The sequence below is a fragment of the Pseudarthrobacter sp. HLT1-3 genome, assembly GCF_059383535.1.
In genome coordinates this window covers 344413-366230 of sequence record NZ_JBWZCJ010000001.1, presented here as the reverse complement: position 1 = coordinate 366230, position 21818 = coordinate 344413, and the positions used below count along the sequence as shown (strand labels likewise).

Sequence of the window (21818 nt, the reverse complement as noted above, 5' to 3'; positions counted from 1 at the left end):
GGCCCTAGGCAGTGCCGGGCGGACCGGGCAGTCTGGGGGCCATGAACGCTGATCAGCGGATAGTCGTGGGCGTGGACGGTTCGGATTTTTCGACGACGGCGCTTCGGCTCGCCGGGCGGATGGCCAAGAGTCTGGGGGCGCCGCTGGAGGTGGTGACCTGCCTCGGCACCTCGGATCTTTTCCTGGCCTCGCACCTGCCCGAAGAGCGCTCCCCCACCACAACCCAGCTGGAGGAGACGGCCAAGCGGCTCGTCAGCGAATCCCTGGAACGTGCCTTTGGCGGTGACGTCCCGGAGGGCCTGACCCGGACGGTGAAGTTCGGCCCCCCGGCCAAGGTCCTCGTGGAGGAGAGCCGGGACGCCCAGCTTTTGGTGGTCGGCAGGCGCGGCCGCGGCGGGTTCCTCGCGCAGATCATGGGATCGGTCAGCAGTGCCTGTGCGGCACACGCCCACTGCCCGGTACTGGTGGTTGGAGACGACACGGGACAGGCCCCGGCGAGGGGATGAACGGCGGCGTTCCGGTAGCGCAACATCCACAACAGACTGGACGCAACGCATGAGCCGGCTCCGCGGTCCGCTGGCTGCTGTCGCAGCGGCGGTGGCCGCCGCCGGTTACGTTCTTGCCGCCCGGCCCCGGCTGCTGCACTGGGGTGCGACCGCCCAGGAAGCCGCCGGCCCGCTTCCCGGCGACGAACTCGTCCGGACCCCGCGGATGCAGAGCACCCGCGCCGTCACCATCAACGCGCCGGCCGCGGACGTCTGGCCCTGGCTCGTCCAGCTGGGCGCCGGACGCGGCGGAATGTACAGCTATGACCTGCTGGAGAACGCCGCTGGGCTCGGCATACACAGCACGGACCGGATCCTTCCGGAATACCAGCAGCTCGACGTCGGCGATGTCATCCCGCTGGGCCCCGACGTCGGGATCCCGGTCCGGCGCCTGGAAACGGGATCCGTGCTGGCTCTGGGCGGGAGCATGGATCCGCGGACCGGGAGGATCACCGCGTCCGGCGGGGGCCCCGCGGGACCGCGGCTGGAGCTCGGCTGGGCCTTTGTGCTGCAGCCCGTCAACGGGCGCACCACGCGGCTGCTGTCCCGCACGAGGTACGACTATTCCCCGCTGGCAGTGGGGCTGATCCTCCGCCCCGTGCTGGAACCGCTGCAATTCATCATGGAACGGCGCATGCTGCTGGGCATTAAGTTCCGGGCCGAGCACCGCGGCGCCCCGTGACCTTGGGCCCTACGCCGGCCAAGCCCACAGGAATAACCTGAAGATTCAGGGGCGGTGCCCGGCCGCCCCGCCGACCCGGGAGGCAAACGGTGAACTCGGCCAGAACAAGCATCATCGCCGGCATCGCATTGATGGCGGCCGGCGTCTTGTTGCTGCTGGATCTGCTCGGGATCCTCGACAGCGCAGCCCTCGTGTGGCCGCTGCTGTTCGGAGCAGTCGGGACCGTTTTCCTGACGCTGTTCAGCCGCAGCCGGGACAACTGGTGGGCTGCCATCCCCGGCTCGGTGTTCCTGGGCCTGGCGGCGGTAGTCCTGAGCACGCTGCTCTGGCCGCGCTCGGCGGAGGACTGGGCCGCCGCATTCCTGTTCCTGTTCATGGGCGCAGGCTTCGGTGCCGTTTACCTGCGCGAACGCTCCAACTGGTGGGCGCTGATCCCCTGCGGGGTGATGCTGACGCTCGCCCTCGTCGTTGCCCTTCCGCAGACCTGGGAAGGCATGCCGCTCGCCGCAGTCCTGTTCCTGGGGCTTGCCGCCACCTTCGCGGCGCTGTCCCTGGTTCCTGTCCACGCCGGCCCCGGCCCGCGGCCCGGGGCTTTTCACCCGGAGACTGCGTACCCGGCGTCTTCGCAACCCTCAAGGATGAAGTGGCCGCTAATCCCGGCAGCAGTCCTGGCCGTGCTGGGGCTGATCTTCGCCGTGCAGTCCACGGTGCTGGTCACCGCGAGTGAGTTCCTGGTCCCGCTCCTTCTGGTGCTCGCCGGCGTGGCGCTGCTGGTGTACGCCTACCGCCACCGGGCCGGCGGGCACCATAACGTGCGCGGGGTCTGAGGGATCAGGCGTCGGCTGCCAGTTCGGCCATCGCCGCGCGCAGGCGCGTGCCGGCGTCCTCCGCCACCTCGCGGACGGCGGGGGCGCTGCTGAGCTGCACCATGGTTTGCGGATCGATGGCGTTGACTGTCGTCGCGGTCGCCCCGGTTTCGCGGCGCACCACGACGTTGCAGGGCAAGAGCGCCCCCATTTCCGGCTCTGCGGCGAGCGCCCGGCTGGCGAGCATCGGATTGCAGGCACCGAGGATGACGTAGTCCCCCAGGGCTTCCGCGGCGTCCTCGCCGAGTTTGGCGGCGAAGGTGGCACGCACATCGATTTCCGAGAGGATCCCGAACCCCTGGGCGGCGAGCGCTGTACGCGTCTTTTCGACGGCATCGTCCCAGCTCAGCGGAACGACGGCGGTGTAGGTGTAGCTCATGCGGTTACTCCTGGGAAGTGGTCCTGGCGGGCAGTAGGTAGTCGACGAACCAGTCCCTGGCAAGGATGGCTGCCGCCGCCAGCGTACCGGGTTCTTCGAAGAGGTGGGTGGCGCCCTGGACCACGGCCAGCTGGTTGGGGCAGCGCATCATGGACTTCGCCCTGCGGTTGAGCTCGAGCACCTCAGTGTCGTAGCTGCCCACGATGAGCAGCGTCGGCGCCCGGACGGCGGACAGCCGGGGTCCGGCCAGATCGGGGCGGCCGCCGCGGGAGACGACGGCGTCGATCCTCGCTGTCGGTTCGGAGGCCGCCCGGAGCGCCGCCCCGGCGCCCGTGCTGGCTCCGAAATAGCCAACCGTGCAGGATTCCGTGTCCGGCCGTGCGGTGAGCCAGTCAGTGGCCGAGGAGAGCCGGCGGGCGAGGAGTTCGATATCGAAGACGTTGGCGCGGTTGCGCTCTTCCGCCGGGGTCAGCAGGTCCAGCAACAGGGTGCCGAGTCCGGCCTGCTGCAGCACACCGGCCACATACCGGTTCCGCGGGCTGTGCCTGCTGCTGCCGCTGCCGTGGGCGAACAGCACCACGCCCCGGGCAGGGACCGGCAGGTGCAGCTGGCCCTGGAGGCGGACCGCGCGGGACGGGATCTCGACTTCACCATCGAAGTCCGCGGCATCCTGCGTCCCGGACGAGCCCGGATTCCGGGACTCCGGCGTCGAGTGCAGCAGCCGCTTCGCCGCGGCGTCGAGCAGTTGCACCACCTCCTCGTCGTCCGTGGGGGAGAAATCGCGGTAGTGGTAGCCGACCGCGGAGAAGTGGTGCGGGGTGGCTAGGCAGACGACCTCGTCGGGTTCGGTCAGGTTGCCGAGGGTGTCGGCGGGGGCGACCGGGACCGCCAGGATGACCCGCGCGGCGCCGAGCTTCCGGGCTATCCGGCAGGCGACCCGGGCGGTGGAGCCGGTGGCGATGCCGTCGTCGACGACCACAGCGATCCGTCCCGTCAGGTCCTGGCGCAACCTGCCCTTCCGGAACCGGGCCACCCGGTTCTCCAGCACGGCGCGTTCGTGGTTTTCAACGGCCTGCAATTCTGCGTCGCTGACCCGGGCATGGGCCAGCACGTGTTCCTCCAGCACCCGGGCCCCGCCCTCGCCGATCGCTCCCATCGCCAGCTCCGGCTGGTACGGGAGGCCCAGCTTCCGCACCACGATCACGTCCAGCGGCGCGTCGAGGGCGGCTGCAACTTCGAAGGCGACCGGGACGCCGCCTCGGGGCAGGCCCAGGACCACGATGTCCTGGCCCCGCAGTTCCGCGAGCCGCCTTCCGAGTTGCCGGCCGGCGTCGACCCTGTCCTTGAAAATGCTCATCGGTACGGCTTTCCATCGAGATCTCGGCCGCGGCCTCATCCAGGCGTGCCCTCCGCAGGCTGGGAAAAATGACCAGCTGACCGTTCCTTCCCACTATCTGCCCGGAACCCTCCGGAGGTGAGGGCCTTTATGCCCGGTTTGGCCGACGCTTCCGCGCCGGCCGGTGATGAAGCGGGTGACCGGCCTTAGCGGTGCTGAACCTGGCGGCCCGGCGTGCGATGTGGTGGGTCCTGCCGCGGCGCGGGATCCCGCGGGGCCGCAGGAGGACCGGCTGCTGGGCGGCCCGCGCGTAGAGCCAGGGCTTCGCCAGTTCGACCAGCACCAGGTACACCCAGCCGTCCCCAGCAGGGCGAGGAAGAACGGGACGGGTAGCGGAGCGAAGCCCAGCACACCGGCCAGCGGAGAGAGCGGGAGCTAGGCGCCGGCTGCCACGACGCCCAGGGAGGCCCCGGCCAGGCCCAGCGACGGTCGGCGATGAACCAGCCGGCGCGGAATTCCCCTCTGGACCTGAAGCTCTGGCATGCACGATCCGTTCGATCGTCGAGTTACGATCTAGGCCGGCGGACCGGCAGGAGACGGGGCCGGAGTCGCGGCTGGTGTGGTCGCGGCCGGCATCCCGGCGGTTTCCGCCAGGATGGTACAAATCGTGTCCTCGTGGGCCAGGATCCGGAAGTGGCCGGCGGTGTCCAGCTGGACGTTCCGGGCGCCCGGCAGCACGCTGCCCTCGGGGATATGCGGGTCGAAGATCCCGTAGACCGAGGTGATGCGCTCGTTGACACGCTCCTCCCGGGAGAGCTGCATGGTCACGGAGCTCCGGGGCGAAAACGCGCGCAGGCTCGGCAGCAGCATAAACGAGGCGTAGCGCGAGCCGGAGAACGGCGAGCAGACCGCCACCATGCCCGCGATCCGGCGTTCCCGGTCCAGTTGCATCATCACGAATTTGCCGATCAGCCCGCCCTTGCTGTGGGCGACGATCACCGTGTCCGAAAGGTCCTGCTCCCGGATGTAGGCGGCAATCAGATCCGCAGCCTTGGGGACAGCGAGCCGGTTCCGCCCCAGCAGGGAGAGCACGTGCACCGGATGGCCTGCCGCATGAAGCCGCCGGACCAGCGGGAGCATAAAGCGCCAATCCTCGTAGACTCCCGGAATCACGACGACGGGCCGGCCGGTGCCGCCGAGGAAATCGTCCGGGCTGGTCCGGGAGACGGCGCTGAGGAGCTGCCGGCCCGCGGCGTAGAGGTAATCCTGAACCCACCAGCCGGCGGACTGCAGGACGCCGCTCATGCCGGGCGCTCCTGGGGAGTCTCGCTGGCCGCCGGGCGGATGGCGGCGAAGTCCAGGATGGCTCCGGCCACTTCGTCGGAGCGGTTGTGCTGCACCACGTGCCCGGTCCCTTCGACTTCGAGCAGCTGCCCGTCCGCCGCTTGTGCGGCCAACCGGCGGCACCAGTCAGCGGAGGCTACTGGGTCGTTGGCCCCGCGCAGGACGAGAACCGGCGCCGTGACTCCGGTGATCCGCACTTCGGTGGGGTAGTCCATCATGACGCGCAGCGTTTTCAGGTACCAGGTCGGGCCGCAGCGCAAATAGTCCGTGAAGACCAGGGCATTCGAGGAGGGGCTCTCGAACAACACGCTGTCCCGGCCGAGCGCCAGGGCCTGCTGCGCCACGGTGCGGCGCCGGGGGTCGACCACCGGCCCCATCAGGACCAGCCGGGATATCCGGTTCGGCTGCTGCAGCGCGGCTTCGATCGCGAACTGGCTCCCCATCGAGTGCCCGACGAGTACGAATTCCAGGACGCCCAACTGCTCCAGCGCACCAAGGAGGTAGCTGGCGTGGTCCGCGACGGGGAGGGTATTCTCCGGGCGGGGCGTGGCGCCGAAGCCTGGCAGGTCGATCGAGTACGTATCAACGGATTCCGCCAGCAGCCCGTGAAGTCTGCTGAGATAGCGGTGCGATACGCCGATACCGTGGATCAGTACGACGGCGGGGCGCGCCGTTGCGTGGCCGGCCGGTCCCCTGGAAACGAACACATGGCCTAGCTGGCCTGCGGCCTCAATCTCGAAGCGTTCGGGCCTGCCCATGATGGCTCTTTTCTGTTCAGTGCTTCCTTGTAACGCCGTGGTCAGCGTACAGTAAGCATACTGACGGAATCCCGCCGGTCAGCTATCGCGTTTGTCCCGCTCGCTGAATTCCTCGTCAAGGTCGAAGTGCCTGAACTCGGTCTCCGGATTGGGTTCGCCGTCGGCCACATATTCATAGTCCAGTTGCCGCTGGACCTGGCTGTCCAGAACCTGCAACTCCTTGTCCCCCACGGCACTGAGGTCCTCCGGGAACTCATCGTCCGGCGTGAGGTGCAGCTTCTCGGTCATGGCACGCCTCTCTGGACCGGGAGGGTGGACTCGATAATGCGGTATCCCGGCCGCCTCCAGAATAACCGCGGCGGACGGAAAAAGGGAATATTTCAAGGAGCGGCCGCCCCGGCACCTGCCCGGCGCGCGGGCCGGCGGACACCCTTTCGAACGCGGGCCCACGACGCTCAAACGCTGCCGCGGCGGTATCTTGGTCAGGTCGGGACCCGGCCGGGTCCCCGTCAGCGCAGGCGGGCCCCGGCCCGCCGGCAACCCGCTGCTACTTCAGCTGCTAGTACAAGGGGAGGAACCGATGAGCACGGAGTCAAAGGAACCAGAGGACATTGTCGAGGACGGCGTCGAGGGCGGAAGCCAGACGGGGAAGGCGCCGGTGGCCCGCGAGGAGGGCGCCGAGGCGGCCACTAAGGGCACTGGTGACACCGAAGCGAGCGCCGCAGCGGGGGGCAAAACCGCCAACGAGGCGGCGGGGCCGGCCGAGGAGCAGGATGAACAGTCAGGTGACGACCGCGGCCTCACCACGGATTCCAGTCCTGACTAGCGGCCTCTGACCAACGGACTGACGGGCTAACCAACCAACCGACTAACCGACTAACCGACTAAAGGCGAAGATAACCCGGACTAACCTCGGGGCAAGGTCCGGACCCGGGTGGGACCCGGACCTTGCCCGAGGTCAGCACAACCCCGGCGTGGTTGTACGCTACGCCTGGCCCGGCTCGGGACCGACATTGACCAGCCACTCAGTTCCGAATTTGTCGGTGCACATGCCGAAAATGTCCCCCCAGGGGGCCTTCTCCATCGGCACGGTGATCTTTCCGCCGTCGGCGAGCTTGTCGAAATAGCCGCGCAACTCGGCCTCATCGGAGCCGCTCAGGGACACCGAAATGCTGCTGCCGGGCGTGTACTCCATCCCGTTGGGCGTGTCGGCGCCCATCAGGACCATGCCCTTCTCCGCGGTCAACATGCCGTGCATGATCTTGTCCTGCTCGGCGGGATCCTCGCTGGCGTGATATTCGCCAAACGTGCTCAGTGCCAGCTGGCCGCCAAAGACCGACTGGTAAAACGTCATGGCATCCTTGGCGTTGTCGCGGAAACTCAGGTACGGGTTCAGCGTGGTCATATCCGGAACTCCTTGCAGCTGGGGCGCCGGCCAGGGGGTGCCGCGGTGCGGCCGCGGCCGGCACGCTTTTACAGGGCATATCCTGCCCCAAATCAGCCGTCCAGGGTAGGTGTCCGGCGTCAGGACAGGGCCCGCCTGTCCGTGCTCCGGCCGCTCCGGCCGCTTACGCCGTTTGCCCGGCGTGCTCGCCTTCTTCTATTTCCTCCAGCAGCTTGTCGTTGAAGGCCGGAAGGTCGCGCGGGCTACGGCTGGTCACCAGGCCCTGGTCGACCACGACTTCCTGGTCACTCCAGTTGGCGCCGGCGTTCTTCAGGTCGGTCTGGAGCGTGTGGTAGGACGTGACGTTCCGCCCGCTGATGACGCCGGCGTCGATCAGCAGCCAAGGCCCGTGGCAAATCGAGGCCACCGGCTTGTGCTGCTCGAAAAAGGCGCGGGTGAAAGCCTGGGCGTTCTTGTCGACGCGCAGATGATCGGCGTTGACCACGCCGCCGGGGATCACCAGGGCATGGAAATCTGAGGCGTCAGCCTCCGCGGCGGTGAGGTCGACGGCGAAGGTCTCGGCCTTCTCGGTGCCGTTGTAGCCCTGCAGCTTCCCGCCCTTGGGCGCCACCAGTGTGGGTTCTCCGCCGGCTTTCTTCACGGCGTTCCAGGGGCTGGTCAGCTCCACCTGCTCCACGCCGTCCGTGAGCAGAAAGGCGACCTTTTTACCGGAAATATTGTGCTCTGACATGCGTCCTCCTCTGGTGTCCGGGGAGGCTCCCGCAGCCGGCGAACCGGCCGGGTCCTCCGCTCGGTGAGTGTGATGCCTTACAGGGTTTAGTCTAGGAAGCCGCAAAATAATAAGCAAGCTGATCATGTTCATGCAGGCCGCGCGCTGGCCCCGCTGGAGGTGTAAATGCACTCTGGCCAGCGCATCTTGGCGTCGCTACGCTGGCGGGAGAACTGCTACCCGAAAGAAGGAAGCGATGGACGAGCAACACATCCTGGAACGCATATCAGCGCTGGTGGAGGAAGAACAGGTGCTGCGGGAGAAGGCCCCGTCCTCCTCGCCGGACTACGAGCACGGTCCCGAGCACACCCGGCTGAAGCGCATCGAGGAGGACCTGGACCAGTGCTGGGATCTCCTCAGGCAGCGACGGGCCAAGCGGCAGTACGGCGAAAACCCGGATGAGGCGCAGCCCCGTCCCGTGGACCAAGTGGAAAACTACGAGTCCTAGCTTCCGGCCGCCCTGCCGGCCGGCATCGCGGCAAGCCGGGCCGCGGGCGGCGGGCTAAACGGTCAGGTGTGCCATGTTGATTGCGTTGCTGGGCGACGTCATGCTGGGCCGGCTGGTGAATGAACGGCTGCGGCAAGTGGCCGCCGATTACCCGTGGGGGAACACGGGTTCCGTGTTGAAGACAGCCGATCTCACAATCGCCAACCTTGAATGCGTTCTGGCCGCCGGCGGGCAGCCGGAAGCCGGGAAGGTCTTCCATTTCCGTTCCGACCCGAAGAACGTGGCAAGCCTCCGATCCGCCGGAATCGGGATGGTGTCGCTGGCCAACAACCATGTGCTGGACTACAGGGAAAGCGCCTTCCGCGAGATGCTGCCCGCCCTCGACGCCGCCGGCATCCTGCATGCCGGCGCCGGACTGGACCGGGAGGCCTCCCGCCGGCCCGCGGTGCGGCGCGTGGCGGGGACGGCCGTCGGCCTCATCGCCTGCACCGACAACCAGCCGGACTGGGAAGCGGACCGGGGCCCGGGCGTCTTTTACGTGCCGGTGGCGGACAGCGACCGCCGGGTGGCGGATCTGCTGGCCCTGGTCCGGCGGACGAGGACCCGGGTCCAGCTCCTGATCGTCTCGGCGCACTGGGGGCCGAACTGGGGCACCGGGGCACCGCCCGAGCACCGCGAGCTGGGGCGCGCACTGATTGAGGCGGGGGCCGACGTCGTCTTCGGTCACTCGCCGCACATCGTCCGCGGCGTCGAGGTGTTCCGGAAGCGGCCGATCATCTACAGCGCCGGGGACTTCGTGGACGACTACGCGGTGGATCCGCTGGAGCGCAACGACCAGTCGTTCATTTTCATGCTCGAGACCGACGCCGGCACACCGCGGTCGCTGCGGCTGTTTCCGACGCTGATCATTGATTTCCAGGCCCGCCTGGCGGGCGGGAGTTCCCGGCAGATCGCGGAGCGGATGCAGCGGCTCAGCCGGCATTTCGGAACCGCGAGCAGCTGGGACGCAGCCGGCGGGTTCCTGGTGATTCCGCTTGCTGCCGGGACTCAATACTCAGCGGATTGAGGCTCCGCGGGCTGGGCTGCCAGGTGCCGGGCTGGTGTCCGGCACCGGCCGGGCCGTTCCGATCTCCCGGTTCACGGCCGGCATGATCTCGGTGGCGAGCAGTTCGATGGACCGGGCGGTCTCGGCAAACGGCAGCCCGCCGAGACCGATCTGGGCCATGTAGCGGCTGTTGCCGAGGGTCGCCTGGACTTCCAGCAGTTTCTCGATGACCTGTTGCGGGCTGCCCACCAGGAGGCCGCCGCCGGGCTCGGTCCAGTCATCGAAGGTGGAGCGGGGGAAGTGGTCCACCGGGCGCGGCATGTTCTGTTCAAAGTAGGCCCGATAGTGGGGGAAGAACGTGTCGCGTGCCTGCTGTGACGTCGGGGCCGCGTAGAAGTGTCCGCCGACCCCGACCTGCAGGGTGGCCGGGTCGTGGCCGGCGTCGGCGGCGGACTGGTGGTAGAGCTCCACCAGGTGGCGGAACCGGGCGGGACCGGACAACAGGGCGACAAAAAGGGGCAGCCCCAGGCGTCCGGCCCGCGCAAAACTGGCCGGGGTTCCGCCGACGCCCACCCAGACGGGGAGCTTGTCCTGGACCGGGCGCGGCGCGATGTCCATTCCGGGAATGCTCTGGGTCAACGTTCCCTGCCAGGTCACGGCTGCGTTGTCCCGCAGTTCCAGCAACAGCTGCAGCTTTTCTTCGAACAGCGCGTCGTAATCCTCCAGTTCGTGGCCGAAGAGCGGATAGGACTCGATGAAAGCGCCCCGGCCGGCGATGATTTCCGCGCGCCCGTCGGAGATCAGGTCCAGTGTGGCGAACTGCTCGAAAAGCCGCACCGGGTCCTGGGTGGAGAGCACCGTGACGGCAGTGCTGAGCCGCAGGTTCGTGGTTTCCCTGGCAATGGCCGCCAGCACTATTTCCGGGGCGGACACGGCAAAGTCCCGCCGGTGGTGCTCACCCAGGCCCAGGAAGCCCAGGCCCGCCTGGTCCGCGAGCTTGGCGAGTTCAATGATCTCCTTGAGGCGCTGCTGCGGGGACAGTGCCTTGCCGGTGCTGAGGTTGCGGGAAAGCTCGCCGAAGGTAAAAATTCCAAAGTCCATGTTTCATTGAACATTCAAGCATTGGATTTCATTCCGCGCCCCGCCCTTCTAACGACGCGGATCTACCGACGCGCACGACGACGGCGGCGGGGTGTCGCACTGTCATCATTTAGCAGCAACACAACAAGCAGGGCTATGCTTTAAGTGGACAGTCGCAAGCGGCGTCCCGGCTCAAGCAGGGGGCACACGCAGGGTAGCTTTACCCTCCCGCCGTAAGGCCCCAAAGTGCTCAACCAGCCATTCAACCCACTCCCCCTCGATGAACTGACCGCCGTCTTCGCGCGCATCAAAGGCCTACTTCTGACCGAGGACAAGGTGGACCGGGCGCTGCAGCTGCTCGTGCAGGCGGTCAGGGATGCCATTCCGGGATCGACCGGGGCCGGAATTTCCCTGTTCGACGCCCAGGGGCTCGGCAGCAGCACTGCGGCGACGGACCGGTTCGTGGAGCTGGCGGACGCTGCCCAGCATGACTTGGGGCAGGGCCCGTGTGTCGCTGCCTGGACGGCAGGCAAAACCATCCTGGTGCAGGACGCGGCCGCGGAGTCCCGGTGGCCGCTCTGGAGCCAGGCCGTCGCTTCCATGCCGGTCGGCTCGCTGGTAAGCGCCCCGCTGGGCACGACCGGGGGCCCGATCGGAACCCTGAAAATCTACGCCGCCCTGCCTGCAGCCTTCACGGCCGCGACGGGGCTGCTGCTCGAGAAGTTCGCCGTTCCCGCCGCGACTCTGATGGCCCACGTCCAGGGCCCGGACACACCGCGGCAACTGAGCCGCCCGTTCAAGGGTGCGCTCGCCGGACGGGACACCACCAACCGCGCCTGCGGGGTCCTGATGGAACGCCACGGCTTGACCGCAGAGGAAGCGTTACTTGAGCTGCTGCGTCGCGCCCGGGCCGACGGAACGCCGCTGTCCGGGATCTGCTCCGACCTGACCGACGGCCCGCGCCTGCCGGCCCTCGACTGACGCGCACGTCGGCTGACGCGCGCGGGAATGCCCGCCAGTACCGCCGGCGTCAGCGTTTCTTGGCCATTTCCCCGCTGACGGTCAGCCGTTCCGCGACGTCGCGGAGCTTGATGTTCAGTTCGGAGCTGGCCCGGGAGAGCAGCAGGAACGCCTGCTGGGCGGTGATCTTGAACCGTTCCATCAGGATTCCTTTCGCCTGCCCGATCAGGTCCCGGGTATCCAGGGCCTGGGTGAGCTGGCTGACCTGCTGGCTGCCGGCGACGGCGACGGCTGCGTGGGCGGCAACCAGCGCCCCGATCCGCTCCGATTCGGCGTCGAAGGCCCCCACCTCCTCCCCGAACAGATTCAGGGCGCCGAGGTGCTCCCCGTCCACAAAGAGCTGGAAGGAAAGCATGCTCCGCGCTCCGAGCTCGTAGGCCGCCCGCGAGAAGTCCGGCCAGCGCTCATCCGTGCTGAGATCGGGGACGCTGACAACACGCTTTCCATACGAGGCGTCCAGGCACGGCCCCTGTCCCAATTCGCTCTGGAGGGCATCCACCCTTCGCGGAAGATCACTGGACGCGGCACGTGAGTCGATCGTCCGGTCTCCCGTGATCAGGCTGACCGAGGCATCGGCAGCGTGTGGCACGAGTTCCAGGGCGGCATGCACTATCCCGTCCAGCATGGTTTCAGTGTGCATTTCGTGCTGGAGTTCCCGTGCAATGTCGCCCAGCCGGACGGCCAATGCATCAGCACCGATCGGTTCGGTGCCCTGCTCACCCCTCGTCCGTTCGCCGGATTCTGCAGAATTTGGCACCATCATGGGCCCCCTCTTTTGTGCGTGGTTGATTCCCGATGCTGCTCTCCTTCGAAATATACCCCCGGGTCCGGGACCGGGACCGGGCCGCAGACAAATATTTAAGGACAGATGGCCCCGCATTCACATCGCTGTGTGAGACTTGTGACATCGGACTCAATCGAGACTGGCAGCCCTGCTGCACCGCAGACCTACGAGGAGCCTCGCAGACATGAACGTTCCAGACGACGACGCATCCGGACACCGCCAAATTCATGAGGAAAGCCAGCACCGGCCCGACCTCAGCAGCCTGCATGTCCGCGAGGACGTCGCCATTACCGGGCTCTGCGGCAACGTTCACCTGCCTACCGGCCGGACCTGCGATGTGTCCGAGCGGCACGGGGGATCGTGCAACTTCGTCGGTCCCGAGGACGCGGAAAACCTGACTGCCCACTAAGGATCCATCAGGGCGACGACGGCCGGGGCTGGTTGCCGGTCGGGGACCGCGCGTACTCTCACCGTGTGGACATTGTCGAATTCCTGTCCGAGCGGATCACCGAGGACGAAGCCGTTGCCCGGACCCTCCTCGGCGACCGGACGGTGTCGAAATCCGCCTCCTGGTACGAGCAGCGACTGCTGCTCGAATGCGAGGCCAAGCGGCGCCTGATCCGCATCGTGGAATCCGCCCGGCAGGCCGCCCTCACGGCATTGGTCAGCGATCTCGGCCAGGACGCGGGCTGGATCCCGCAGTCCTTGGAGTGGATGGAACACTCGCTGAATGCCCTGGCGCTCCCCTACTACGACCACCCGGACTTCGAAGAGGACTGGTTCCGCGTGTAGTGCCGCTGCGTGCTCGGCACCGCTCGGGGCCGGCGTCCGACGGCGGCCGAGTGGCGCCGTCGTCGGATTCGCCGTCGCCGTGGACCGCCAAGATATTCCAAAGGTCCGTGTGCAAGAGACGGTTGCGGGTTTACGCTTAGCACCGGGGGGGCGCTCAATAGCGAACACGCTTAATGGAGGCCACGATGTTTAGCCACTTCCGCCGACCGGGATCATCACGGGAACCGGCGCATCAGCCCGCCAGGGCACGCCAGAATCCCGGGACCGCCACGCCTCCGTCTGCCGGGCCACGGATGCGGGGGGCCGTCGGCGGCCTCGCTGCCCTGTGCCTCGCCGTGGCCGGAGGGTTCGTCGCGGCCGTCCCCGCAACCGCCGCCGAACCGGAACAACGCTACATAGTGGTGCTCAAGGACGGCGCAGTTGACCCCGGCGTCGCGGCCGTGGCCCAGAAAAGCAGTTATGGTCTGACCGTTTCCACGATCTATCGCGCTGCCGTGAGCGGGTACGCCGCCACGATGACCGCTTCCGCAGCGGCCCGCCTCGCTGCTGACCCGGACGTCGAGTTTGTCACAGTGGCAAGAGAATTCCAGCTGCCCGAGGAGCCCACGAAGAGCAGCCAGGTAACGCCGGACTGGCAGAAGAGGATCGGCGGTACTCGCGCCAAGGACCGGGGTGGGGCCCAGCAGGCGGTGGACGTCAACGTGGCAGTGATCGACAGCGGCATCGACGCCAGCCATCCTGAGCTGAATGTGCGCGGCGGCATCGACTGCTCCACCGGGTCGCCGGTAGAGGTGACCCCCACGGACAAGGTTGGCCATGGGACCTTTGTGGCCGGCGTGATCGGCGCCAAAGACAATGACGAGGGCGTGATCGGCGCGGCGCCGGGAACCCCGCTGTGGTCGGTGCGGGTCGTGAATGACGCAGACCTCATCACGGAGGAAATGCTTATCTGCGCCATCGACTGGGTGACCGGAACCCACAAGGACGAGGACCCGGACAACGACATCGAGGTGGCCAACATCAGCATCGGCGGCCCGGGCGCCGATACCGCCGACTGCGGCAAGGGCACGGATCCGATGCACTACGCCATCTGCCGTTCGGTCAAGGCCGGCGTCGCCTACGCCGTGGCGGCCGGCAACGACGGCCGGGACTTCGCCGACACTGTCCCCGCCACCTACGACGAGGTGCTGACCGCCACGGCGATGGCGGACTTCGACGGCAAGCCCGACGGCCTGGCAGCACCGGTCTGCGGGCAGGATGACTGGACCACGATCGGCCAACTGGACGACCATCCGGCCTTCTTCTCGAACTTCGCCACCACGTCCAAGGACAAGGCCCACACCGTCGCCGCGCCCGGAGTCTGCATCACCTCCACGTCACCGACGCCGGAAAGCTACGGTGTGGCCCATGGCACCAGTTTCGCCAGTCCGGCCGTCGCCGGCTCTTTGGCGCTGTGTATTAGCAAAGGAGAATGTGAAGGCTCAGGCAAGGCCCTGATGTCAAAGTTCCTGGAGGCCACCAAGGCGTACAACAAGAAGCACTGGCACTTCGGCTTCGACGGGGACCCGCTCCGCCCGATCAAGGGGCAGTACTACGGCTACCTTGCCCGGATCGCAGGATACTGACCCGGCGCGGGCCACCCAACCAGCTAGGAACCGGACCGGATCCGCCGCCACCAGGGACGGCGGATCCGGTCCGTTGGCCGCTCTGGTCCTTGGTCTGCGACTTGCCCTCCGTTCCGCTCTGCGGCCGATACTGCGAGCGCCGCGCGGCGTTCCCGCCAGTTCCGCACCTCGGCCTCGACATCACGGATCTTCGTGACCACCGGCGGTCCGCCGAGCAGTTGCCGCCGGGCATCAATGACGCGGGCGTTGAAATCTTCCAGCAGCTCACGGACTTGCTTTTCGGCGGTCAGCTCGTCGATCCGGGCGTCCAGTCCGGCGTCCTCGGTGCGGAGCAGGATGGCCTTTGGGCCCATCCCGGTAATGTTCTCGCGCTGCAGCAGGCCTTTGACCCACCAGTCGGGGTCGTACTTCCCGTCCAACCCGGGAATCGGCTTCCCGGCGTATTTGAGGTGGTCGAATTTGCCCTGCGCCATGGCATCGCGGATCAGGTACTCGGCCCGGGCGGCGTCGTCGAATCGAGCGCGCAGTTCCCGTTCCCTCTCTTCGGCGGCGGCCAGGTCAGCTTCTTCCTGCACCGTCATTCCGCTGACCCTCAGGGCGCGGAGTTCCGCGGCACGCTCCACCCGGCGCCGGAACGACCCGTTTGACCCGCCCATGGATTCCCTGCTTTCCTGGCTGCGCGGATTTGCCTTCTCATTCCAGTATGCGAATCAGGGTCCCGCAGGCCAAGGATGGCGGAGGAAGAGATCGGTGCTCGTGCGCTCCTTCGCCGGCCTCAATGGTGTGGGCAGGCATGAACGTGCCACCGCCGAAGCCATTTCCGCGGCAGCCAGTCTGTCCGCGCACACCGACGCCACCCTGATCCACGGCCCGCATGCTCAGAGCGTCGGCAGCACCTGCTCGCGGACTTGCCTGCGGAGGATTTTACCGAGCATGGACCGCGGCAGGTCCGGGACGGCAATGATCCGTTTCGGGACCTTGTAGCCGGCCAGGTGCTCGCGGCAGTGCCCGCGCAGGGCGTCCTCGTCCAGCGTTGTGTCTGGCTCAAGTTCGACGGCGGCAACCACCATCTCGCCGCCCCGCTCAAGTGGCTTGCCGATGACGGCTGCGTCCTTGACGTCCGGGTGCAGGCGCAGCACCGTCTCCACTTCGGTGGGTGAGACGTTGAAGCCGCCGGTGATGATCAGCTCCTTGGCCCGGTCCACGATGGTGGTGAAGCCGTCCTCGTCCACCGTCACGACATCACCGGTACGCAGCCAGCCGTCGGCGGTGAGGGTCTTCGCTGTTTCCTCCGGATTGTTCCAGTAGCCCTGGAACACCTGCGGACCTTTCAGCAGCAGCTCCCCCGGCTCGCCCGGCGCAACCTCGACCGAGGGATCGCGCAGGTCCACGACCTTCATCGTGGTCGACGGGAACGGCACGCCGATCGTGCCGTTCCGGCGGGTGGGGTGGAAGGGGTTGCCCAGCGCGACCGGCGAGGACTCGGTCATCCCGTAGCCCTCGACCAGCAGCCCGCCGGAGACCGACTCCCACAGTTCCACGACATGGTCCGGCAGGTTCATGGCGCCGGAGATGCAGTACTTGCAGGACCGGAGCGAGATGCCCTTCTCCTTCGCGGCCATGGCGGTGCGCTCGTAGATCGGCGGGACTGCGCAGTAGACCGTGGCGGGCGACTTCTTCATGGCGGCAAGCACAAGCTCCGGATCGAACTTCGGGAACAGGACCAGCAGGCCCTGCTTGCGGATGCCATAGGTGAGGTACAGCGTCATGCCGAAGGCATGGAACATCGGCAGGATCGCGTAGAACACTTCCTTGCGGTACTCGGCCCCCCGCATCCAAGCCTCACCCTGCAAGGCGTTGGAGTACAAGTTGAAGTGCGTGAGCATGGCACCCTTGGGCCGGCCGGTGGTTCCCGAGGTGTACTGGATCGCGGCGAGGTCATCCACCGACGGGCGGGGGTGGTCCGGACCAATGCGGCCGTGGCTGAGGAGTTCCTTCCACGGGATGGTTCCCGGGGCAGCACCGGTCAGCGCATCGCGGGACGCCCGCAGTTTCTTCACGGGCAGGTTCAGGGCCAGCCGCTTGACGGCAGGGAACGCCTCGAGCAGGTTGACGGAGACGACATGGTCGATCTCGATGTCGGACGGGAACTCACGGAGGGCCGACGCGGCTTTGTCCCAGGTGATCACGACGCGGGCCTGGTGGTCCTCGAACTGGTGGCGGAGTTCCCGGGAGGTGTACAGCGGGTTATGTTCGACGACGACGGCGCCGAGGCGCAGCACCGCGTAGAAGGCGACGACGTGCTGCGGGCAGTTGGGCAGGATCAGGGCCACCCGGTCACCGGCGCGGACCCCCAGCCGGCGCAGGCCCTCGGCGGCACGGTCGACCTGTTCGCCAAGTTCGGTGTAGCTGGTACGTCGTCCGAAGAATTCCAGCGCCGGTGCACTGCCGGCCTCGGCGACGGACCGCTCCAGCATCGCGACCAGCGACTCCGTGGGCAATTCGATGTGGGCAGGGACGCCCGGCTGGTAGTTCTTCACCCAGGGTTGCTGGTCCGTGTTCTCCATCATCACATCTTGCCGCGAACAGCGTTCCGACAGCGAATTATCGGTTCTTCCCGGGCTCGCCGCCCGCTAATGCCGCTAGGTAGGTCCGGACGTGACAACGTGCCGCCACAGCCAGAAATCGCGATCGTCCAGAATGGCGGCCCGCAGCTGGGCCGAATCGGGCGAAGGAACGTCCTCGGTCGCGATGACCAACAGCGGAAGCAAACCGGGGTCAACGTTCCTGGACTGCAAGTGCGCGCGCAGTGGGGGCAGTGTCCAGCCTGCGGGCCCGAAGGCTTTGTCAAAGGCTGCAAGCTGGGCAACCCGGGTGAACGCCATGTCGGACGATTCACTGCAGGCAGGGAAGCCACGACGTCCTGACCCAATGCGACCGCCCGGCCAGATCGCCGGCGACCCGGTCCGGGTCCAGCGGGGCACCGGTCAAGGCAGTTTCGACCAGGACGGTGTGCTCCCCCAGATCAGTGTTGCCACAACCCGGGGATCCCTTCCACCCGCCCGTCGCGAAGGGTGGTGGCTGTGGTCCGCGAGGGAATCAAGGTCCACCGCGCCGATCTATTGGGCTCCCGCCCAGTCGGGAGCGGCCCCGGCTCCCATCGACGGTGCTGTGACCCAAGCCTGCGTCATCCTGTGCCACAAGAATCTCGTTTCCAACTTCAATTACGTGGCTTCCCTCCAGGGAAGTTTGGGATCAGGAGCAGGAGCGCCGGCGAAAAGCGATCCGGAGCCTTGGGCGACCCTGCGTCCCCGAACATATCCGGCGGCAGTGAATGCCAGAACGGCAACGGTGGCGCCGGCTCGTCGCCAGCCCTGGGGATCAGCGCCACGGCTCCAATCCGCCAGGGCTGAGAAGACCGCCCTCGGCAGGACGCTGCGCACATACCGGCGTTCCGGGCCCAGGGCCCGTTTGTGGCCCACTACGTGACTGACCTGGGCCTTGGAAATTCCCTCCGCCCAGGACCGCTCCAGCATGTAGCGGAAGGTCCCGCGGTGGGCGGGTACGTGGTGGCGCACCAGGGCCGCGGGCTCATAGACGATGCGCGAACCCGGGGAGCCGATCGCAGCCCGGATGCACATTTCGGTCTCTTCGCATCCCAGCGGTTTCGTGCCCTGGCGGCCTAGGGCGACGTTGAAGCCTCCCACCTGCTGGAGCACCTGGAGCCGGAAGGACATGTTGGCGCCGATGACATTGCGCACTTCGGAGGCCACCTTGGGCATGCCGCGGTGGCTGCAGCCGACGATCCAGTCCAGTTCCGGGCCGAAGTGGCCGGGCCGGCCGGCTTCCCACACCGGTTCGACCTTTCCGCCGACTGCCAGGACGTCGGAATCGTCGTAGAGCGCCGTCAGCTTTTCGAGCCAGTCCGGGGCTGCCACGGCGTCGTCGTCCAGGAAAGCCACGATCTCCGAGGTGGCCAGGCCTACGCCGGTGTTCCGCGCCCCGGAGAGCCCCTGGAGCCCGGTGCTCTCCACCAGGGTGACGTCCTGCATGGCCGCCACGAGCCGCTTGTACAGGTCCTCGTTGTGGTCCACGACGACGATCACCTGCTTGGGCTGGAGCGTCTGGGCGTGGACGGAGTCAATGACGTCCATCAGCAGTTCCCAGCGCTGCTCCGTGTAGGAGCAGATGACAACGGACGCGGACGGCCGGAAATTGTAGTCGAGCACCTTAGGCTCCTTCCGCCACGGTGAGCACGCTGTGCGGATCCGTGGGTGTGCGGGCAAACCGGACATTCGGATAGGTGTACTTCACCCGTCGGAGGGCTTCGGGCCTTGCCCCGGCAGTTGGCGCTTCCCAGGTTGTGCATTCCCGGGCCAGGGTGCGGAGGACCCGCCATCCGTCACGGAAAGTCTGCAGGTTCGAGACTCCGGAGATGCGGTCAAGTTCGAAGCTCGGCACTTCCGCGATGCGGAGGCCGGCGCGGGCGGCCCGGACAATCAGCTCCGTCTCGATCTCAAAGCCGTCCGACTCCAGCTCGAGGACCTCCAGGCATTCCCGCCGCAGTGCAATGTAGCCGTAGCAAAGGTCGGAGTAGTTGCTTCTCAGAACCGTGTTCGCCAACCCCGTCAGGACCCGGTTGCCGGCATTCCGCAGCCAGGTCAGGTCCTCCGACCCGCCTCCGGTGACGTAGCGCGAGCCCTTGACGAAGTCGTAGTCGTGCTGGAGGGGGGAAACGAACCAGCCAATTTCCTGCGGGTCCATGCTCCCGTCCGCGTCCAGCATGACGATGATGTCCCCGGACGCTGCCGCGAAGCCGGCGCGGACAGCGATCCCTTTGCCCTTGCGGGGTTCCGCCACCACCACGACGTCGACCCGCAGTGCCCGGGCGACGTCGATTGTGTGGTCGTGGGAGCGCCCGTCCACGATAACGACCTCGTCCACGTAGGAAGGCATGCGCCGCAGAACCCAGGGTAAATTCATTTCTTCGTTAAGCGTCGGGATAACGACGCTGACCGAAGCCCTCGGCGAGGCGGCAATTCGCTCGGACGGCGAATTAGGGACCAAATTTGGAATAGACAAAAGCCTCACCAATTCATAAAATTTCCGGACGCCGATGGCCTAACCATCTGCGAATGAGAACCTAGCGGACGAATTCAAAGACATCCGTCGAATTATTAGCGACCCCGAACCCCAGCTGCCACTGACTGTGGCCTTGCCAAGAGCCTAAAGTTCACCCAAAGTTGTGTCACGAGTGGAAAATACTTGGTTGTTCGTTCCACTCGGCGCGAGGCTCCCGTACCTCTACTTGGGTCTTCGGGGCGGCCTACTCGGGAACTACGAGTCATTCTTCAACGGCGTACTCGGTCGGTAAAAAAAAGGTGCCGATATTCGCTGAGCTTCAGCGCTTTGGTCCTGATACTGGAACCGTACGCCGCTCCATTGGCAACGTCCAGAGCCGGCGCACCACAGCCACAGCAGGGTTGCCAAGTGGCTGCGCGTTCACGGGGAATCGGGATTCCGGGAGGCAGTGCCGCTGACACCCAGGGGGCATATCGCGGATTCCGTGTCAGTTATTTCTCCGCCAGGAAAGCAGAAGAAAAACTCAAATATAGAATAGTGCCCTTTTCACTTCCGGAAAGAGTAGCGAGCACCACCCTAGTCGGGAGACATCTGCAACACACCATGGAACCGGCGATCAAACGCATGAAAGACGCGGCGATCAAGGTGAGACGAACAGTCCGCTGGCTTAGCAAGAGCCTGGTGTTCGACGACGTGTGTTCTCCCTGCGCCGAGCAGTAAATACCCCCTTCTGCTCGAACGGGACATTTACGGACTAATTATTCTGTACCTCATTGACCCCTACTGTCCCTCAAGGCTTAGGGATCAGCCGTGGAACAGCACATTTTCGACGAAATCTAGCGCATATCCGCCCGATCGGACCGTGAGGATACTGACCGACCTCGTAACAATGGGTTCCGGGTTCGAGTCCCGGGGGCACCCAGGAAAAACCCCGTCTTTACTGGCCACAAGCCATGAAGGCGGGGTTTTGCTTTGCCCTGATTGGGCCCGAGGGGATGTTTACTTCCCAACGGATGCTCAGTGCACCGCACGCAGTACGGGTAGCCGTCGTCGACAATCAGCACAGTGCCGATGCAGGGACGGGGCTCGCTGGCGGGGGGTACGATTACCCGGCCCGACAAGGTCCAGGACCCTGATGTCTCCCAACCCCTGGTCAGGGTGTGGCAGGACCTATCCAACGCGATGCACCACCTTCTGGTCCGGCTCGAAGCAACTGACCACACTTCGTGGCCTTCCGGGTTAGGCTCGCATCATGAAGCGCCGGGGGTTACTTCTAATGCTGCTGGGCGCGGTCGCCATCGTGTTTGCCCTGGTGATGTTCAGTCGNTCGACCCGCAGTGCCCGGGCGACGTCGATTGTGTGGTCGTGGGAGCGCCCGTCCACGATAACGACCTCGTCCACGTAGGAAGGCATGCGCCGCAGAACCCAGGGCAAATTCATTTCTTCGTTAAGCGTCGGGATAACGACGCTGACCGAAGCCCTCGGCGAGGCGGGAAATGGCACCGACTGCGAATTCGGGACTAAATTTGGAATAGACAAATGCCTCACCACTCCATGAAATTTCCGGTGCTGATGGCAATGCCATCGGCGAATGAGAACCTATACGACGGATTCGAGATATCCGTCAAATTGACGTACGACCCCAGACTCAACTGCCACTGGACGGTGGCCCTGACTAGAGCCTAAAGTTCACGAAAATTTAAGTCACGAGTGGCTAATACTTGGTTGTCTGTTCTCGTTCGTGCGCGGTTCCCATGCCCCTACTTGGGTCTCCGAGGCCGCCTACTCGGGAAGCCCGAGTCATTCTTGAAAGGGGTACTCGCTCCGGGCGCAGAGGGCGAATTGCCGTTGAGTTTCA

At 66.3% G+C, this 21818-nt stretch carries 25 protein-coding genes; 10 read left to right on the top strand and 15 right to left on the bottom strand.

Going from position 1 to position 21818, the window contains the following annotated elements:
• Window positions 1-41 precede the first annotated feature (41 nt).
• The 3 genes from AC50X9_RS01695 (at window position 42) to AC50X9_RS01685 (ending at window position 2054) form a co-directional block, all read left to right on the top strand.
• Window positions 42-506, top strand: a complete 465-nt coding sequence (locus tag AC50X9_RS01695; protein ID WP_494889466.1) for a universal stress protein — start codon at window positions 42-44, stop codon at window positions 504-506.
• 49 nt (window positions 507-555) lie between these two features.
• Window positions 556-1227 carry an SRPBCC family protein gene (locus AC50X9_RS01690; RefSeq protein ID WP_494889464.1) on the top strand — a complete coding sequence of 224 codons (672 nt, stop codon included), beginning with the start codon at window positions 556-558 and terminating at the stop codon, window positions 1225-1227.
• Window positions 1228-1316: 89 nt separating this feature from the next.
• Window positions 1317-2054 (top strand): hypothetical protein, encoded by a 738-nt coding sequence (locus AC50X9_RS01685; RefSeq protein ID WP_494889462.1) that lies wholly within the window; start codon window positions 1317-1319, stop codon window positions 2052-2054.
• Window positions 2055-2058: 4 nt separating this feature from the next.
• Here AC50X9_RS01685 and AC50X9_RS01680 read toward each other — a convergent pair whose 3' ends face one another.
• The 5 genes from AC50X9_RS01680 to AC50X9_RS01660 all read right to left on the bottom strand — a co-directional run bounded on the left by AC50X9_RS01680 (window position 2059) and on the right by AC50X9_RS01660 (window position 6198).
• Complete coding sequence (locus tag AC50X9_RS01680; protein ID WP_494889460.1) at window positions 2059-2472, bottom strand: DUF302 domain-containing protein; 414 nt, start codon at window positions 2470-2472, stop codon at window positions 2059-2061.
• 4 nt (window positions 2473-2476) lie between these two features.
• The gene (locus AC50X9_RS01675; protein WP_494889458.1) at window positions 2477-3829 is read right to left on the bottom strand and encodes a phosphoribosyltransferase family protein; all 1353 of its coding nucleotides are present in this window, start codon (window positions 3827-3829) and stop codon (window positions 2477-2479) included.
• Window positions 3830-4381: 552 nt separating this feature from the next.
• Window positions 4382-5113: an esterase/lipase family protein gene (locus tag AC50X9_RS01670; protein WP_494889456.1), complete on the bottom strand. Its 732-nt coding sequence runs from the start codon at window positions 5111-5113 to the stop codon at window positions 4382-4384.
• The gene (locus AC50X9_RS01665) at window positions 5110-5910 is read right to left on the bottom strand and encodes an alpha/beta fold hydrolase (RefSeq protein WP_494889454.1); all 801 of its coding nucleotides are present in this window, start codon (window positions 5908-5910) and stop codon (window positions 5110-5112) included. Before AC50X9_RS01665 ends, AC50X9_RS01670 begins: the two co-directional genes overlap by 4 nt.
• 78 nt (window positions 5911-5988) lie before the next feature.
• Window positions 5989-6198 carry a hypothetical protein gene (locus tag AC50X9_RS01660; RefSeq protein ID WP_494889452.1) on the bottom strand — a complete coding sequence of 70 codons (210 nt, stop codon included), beginning with the start codon at window positions 6196-6198 and terminating at the stop codon, window positions 5989-5991.
• Window positions 6199-6490: 292 nt separating this feature from the next.
• On the opposite strand from AC50X9_RS01660, the gene AC50X9_RS01655 reads away from it, so the two are divergent.
• Complete coding sequence (locus AC50X9_RS01655) at window positions 6491-6736, top strand: hypothetical protein (protein WP_494889450.1); 246 nt, start codon at window positions 6491-6493, stop codon at window positions 6734-6736.
• Between the two features lie 159 nt (window positions 6737-6895).
• Here the strand turns inward: AC50X9_RS01655 and AC50X9_RS01650 are convergent, their stop codons facing one another.
• Window positions 6896-7315 carry a VOC family protein gene (locus tag AC50X9_RS01650; protein ID WP_494889448.1) on the bottom strand — a complete coding sequence of 140 codons (420 nt, stop codon included), beginning with the start codon at window positions 7313-7315 and terminating at the stop codon, window positions 6896-6898.
• Between the two features lie 163 nt (window positions 7316-7478).
• Window positions 7479-8045 carry a type 1 glutamine amidotransferase domain-containing protein gene (locus AC50X9_RS01645; RefSeq protein ID WP_494889446.1) on the bottom strand — a complete coding sequence of 189 codons (567 nt, stop codon included), beginning with the start codon at window positions 8043-8045 and terminating at the stop codon, window positions 7479-7481.
• 235 nt (window positions 8046-8280) lie between these two features.
• Here AC50X9_RS01645 and AC50X9_RS01640 point away from each other — a divergent pair, with 235 nt between their 5' ends.
• Together AC50X9_RS01640 and AC50X9_RS01635 are read left to right on the top strand one after the other, a co-directional pair.
• The gene (locus AC50X9_RS01640) at window positions 8281-8532 is read left to right on the top strand and encodes a DUF2630 family protein (protein ID WP_494889444.1); all 252 of its coding nucleotides are present in this window, start codon (window positions 8281-8283) and stop codon (window positions 8530-8532) included.
• A gap of 73 nt (window positions 8533-8605) precedes the next feature.
• Complete coding sequence (locus tag AC50X9_RS01635) at window positions 8606-9598, top strand: CapA family protein (protein WP_494889442.1); 993 nt, start codon at window positions 8606-8608, stop codon at window positions 9596-9598.
• Here AC50X9_RS01635 and AC50X9_RS01630 read toward each other — a convergent pair.
• Window positions 9587-10678: an LLM class flavin-dependent oxidoreductase gene (locus AC50X9_RS01630; RefSeq protein ID WP_494889440.1), complete on the bottom strand. Its 1092-nt coding sequence runs from the start codon at window positions 10676-10678 to the stop codon at window positions 9587-9589. The genes AC50X9_RS01635 and AC50X9_RS01630 overlap by 12 nt on opposite strands.
• 225 nt (window positions 10679-10903) lie before the next feature.
• Between AC50X9_RS01630 and AC50X9_RS01625 the strand changes: the two genes are divergently transcribed.
• Window positions 10904-11638, top strand: coding sequence for a GAF and ANTAR domain-containing protein (locus AC50X9_RS01625; RefSeq protein ID WP_494889437.1), 735 nt, complete (start codon window positions 10904-10906; stop codon window positions 11636-11638).
• A gap of 49 nt (window positions 11639-11687) precedes the next feature.
• Here AC50X9_RS01625 and AC50X9_RS01620 read toward each other — a convergent pair whose 3' ends face one another.
• Window positions 11688-12440: a GAF and ANTAR domain-containing protein gene (locus AC50X9_RS01620; protein ID WP_494889435.1), complete on the bottom strand. Its 753-nt coding sequence runs from the start codon at window positions 12438-12440 to the stop codon at window positions 11688-11690.
• A 205-nt stretch (window positions 12441-12645) separates the two neighbouring features.
• On the opposite strand from AC50X9_RS01620, the gene AC50X9_RS01615 reads away from it, so the two are divergent.
• From AC50X9_RS01615 to AC50X9_RS01605, 3 genes are all read left to right on the top strand, one after another.
• The gene (locus AC50X9_RS01615; protein WP_494889433.1) at window positions 12646-12870 is read left to right on the top strand and encodes a hypothetical protein; all 225 of its coding nucleotides are present in this window, start codon (window positions 12646-12648) and stop codon (window positions 12868-12870) included.
• Between the two features lie 65 nt (window positions 12871-12935).
• Window positions 12936-13253: a DUF6221 family protein gene (locus AC50X9_RS01610; RefSeq protein ID WP_494889431.1), complete on the top strand. Its 318-nt coding sequence runs from the start codon at window positions 12936-12938 to the stop codon at window positions 13251-13253.
• Between the two features lie 185 nt (window positions 13254-13438).
• Window positions 13439-14878 carry a S8 family serine peptidase gene (locus tag AC50X9_RS01605; protein WP_494889429.1) on the top strand — a complete coding sequence of 480 codons (1440 nt, stop codon included), beginning with the start codon at window positions 13439-13441 and terminating at the stop codon, window positions 14876-14878.
• Window positions 14879-14901: 23 nt separating this feature from the next.
• Here the strand turns inward: AC50X9_RS01605 and AC50X9_RS01600 are convergent, their stop codons facing one another.
• From AC50X9_RS01600 to AC50X9_RS01575, 6 genes are all read right to left on the bottom strand, one after another.
• The gene (locus AC50X9_RS01600; protein ID WP_494889427.1) at window positions 14902-15534 is read right to left on the bottom strand and encodes a DnaJ family domain-containing protein; all 633 of its coding nucleotides are present in this window, start codon (window positions 15532-15534) and stop codon (window positions 14902-14904) included.
• 222 nt (window positions 15535-15756) lie between these two features.
• A complete protein-coding gene (locus AC50X9_RS01595) occupies window positions 15757-17445 on the bottom strand; it encodes a long-chain-fatty-acid--CoA ligase (RefSeq protein ID WP_494889501.1) in 1689 nt (562 codons plus the stop codon).
• A gap of 75 nt (window positions 17446-17520) precedes the next feature.
• Window positions 17521-17763, bottom strand: coding sequence for a hypothetical protein (locus AC50X9_RS01590; protein WP_494889425.1), 243 nt, complete (start codon window positions 17761-17763; stop codon window positions 17521-17523).
• 339 nt (window positions 17764-18102) lie between these two features.
• Window positions 18103-19107 (bottom strand): glycosyltransferase family 2 protein, encoded by a 1005-nt coding sequence (locus AC50X9_RS01585; RefSeq protein WP_494889423.1) that lies wholly within the window; start codon window positions 19105-19107, stop codon window positions 18103-18105.
• Between the two features lies 1 nt (window position 19108).
• A complete protein-coding gene (locus tag AC50X9_RS01580; RefSeq protein WP_494889421.1) occupies window positions 19109-19969 on the bottom strand; it encodes a glycosyltransferase family 2 protein in 861 nt (286 codons plus the stop codon).
• Window positions 19970-21199: 1230 nt separating this feature from the next.
• Window positions 21200-21463: a glycosyltransferase gene (locus tag AC50X9_RS01575; RefSeq protein WP_494889419.1), complete on the bottom strand. Its 264-nt coding sequence runs from the start codon at window positions 21461-21463 to the stop codon at window positions 21200-21202.
• Window positions 21464-21818 lie beyond the last annotated feature (355 nt).

Bases quoted from the DNA above. Each gene is read 5' to 3' on its own strand.
- AC50X9_RS01695 (WP_494889466.1), top strand. From the start codon at position 42: ATGAACGCTGATCAGCGGATAGTCGTGGGCGTGGACGGTTCGGATTTT.
- AC50X9_RS01690 (WP_494889464.1), top strand. From the start codon at position 556: ATGAGCCGGCTCCGCGGTCCGCTGGCTGCTGTCGCAGCGGCGGTGGCC.
- AC50X9_RS01680 (WP_494889460.1), bottom strand. From the start codon at position 2,472: ATGAGCTACACCTACACCGCCGTCGTTCCGCTGAGCTGGGACGATGCC.
- AC50X9_RS01675 (WP_494889458.1), bottom strand. From the start codon at position 3,829: ATGAGCATTTTCAAGGACAGGGTCGACGCCGGCCGGCAACTCGGAAGG.
- AC50X9_RS01670 (WP_494889456.1), bottom strand. From the start codon at position 5,113: ATGAGCGGCGTCCTGCAGTCCGCCGGCTGGTGGGTTCAGGATTACCTC.
- AC50X9_RS01665 (WP_494889454.1), bottom strand. From the start codon at position 5,910: ATGGGCAGGCCCGAACGCTTCGAGATTGAGGCCGCAGGCCAGCTAGGC.
- AC50X9_RS01660 (WP_494889452.1), bottom strand. From the start codon at position 6,198: ATGACCGAGAAGCTGCACCTCACGCCGGACGATGAGTTCCCGGAGGAC.
- AC50X9_RS01655 (WP_494889450.1), top strand. From the start codon at position 6,491: ATGAGCACGGAGTCAAAGGAACCAGAGGACATTGTCGAGGACGGCGTC.
- AC50X9_RS01650 (WP_494889448.1), bottom strand. From the start codon at position 7,315: ATGACCACGCTGAACCCGTACCTGAGTTTCCGCGACAACGCCAAGGAT.
- AC50X9_RS01645 (WP_494889446.1), bottom strand. From the start codon at position 8,045: ATGTCAGAGCACAATATTTCCGGTAAAAAGGTCGCCTTTCTGCTCACG.
- AC50X9_RS01640 (WP_494889444.1), top strand. From the start codon at position 8,281: ATGGACGAGCAACACATCCTGGAACGCATATCAGCGCTGGTGGAGGAA.
- AC50X9_RS01635 (WP_494889442.1), top strand. From the start codon at position 8,606: ATGTTGATTGCGTTGCTGGGCGACGTCATGCTGGGCCGGCTGGTGAAT.
- AC50X9_RS01630 (WP_494889440.1), bottom strand. From the start codon at position 10,678: ATGGACTTTGGAATTTTTACCTTCGGCGAGCTTTCCCGCAACCTCAGC.
- AC50X9_RS01620 (WP_494889435.1), bottom strand. From the start codon at position 12,440: ATGATGGTGCCAAATTCTGCAGAATCCGGCGAACGGACGAGGGGTGAG.
- AC50X9_RS01615 (WP_494889433.1), top strand. From the start codon at position 12,646: ATGAACGTTCCAGACGACGACGCATCCGGACACCGCCAAATTCATGAG.
- AC50X9_RS01605 (WP_494889429.1), top strand. From the start codon at position 13,439: ATGTTTAGCCACTTCCGCCGACCGGGATCATCACGGGAACCGGCGCAT.
- AC50X9_RS01600 (WP_494889427.1), bottom strand. From the start codon at position 15,534: ATGGGCGGGTCAAACGGGTCGTTCCGGCGCCGGGTGGAGCGTGCCGCG.
- AC50X9_RS01595 (WP_494889501.1), bottom strand. From the start codon at position 17,445: ATGGAGAACACGGACCAGCAACCCTGGGTGAAGAACTACCAGCCGGGC.
- AC50X9_RS01590 (WP_494889425.1), bottom strand. From the start codon at position 17,763: ATGGCGTTCACCCGGGTTGCCCAGCTTGCAGCCTTTGACAAAGCCTTC.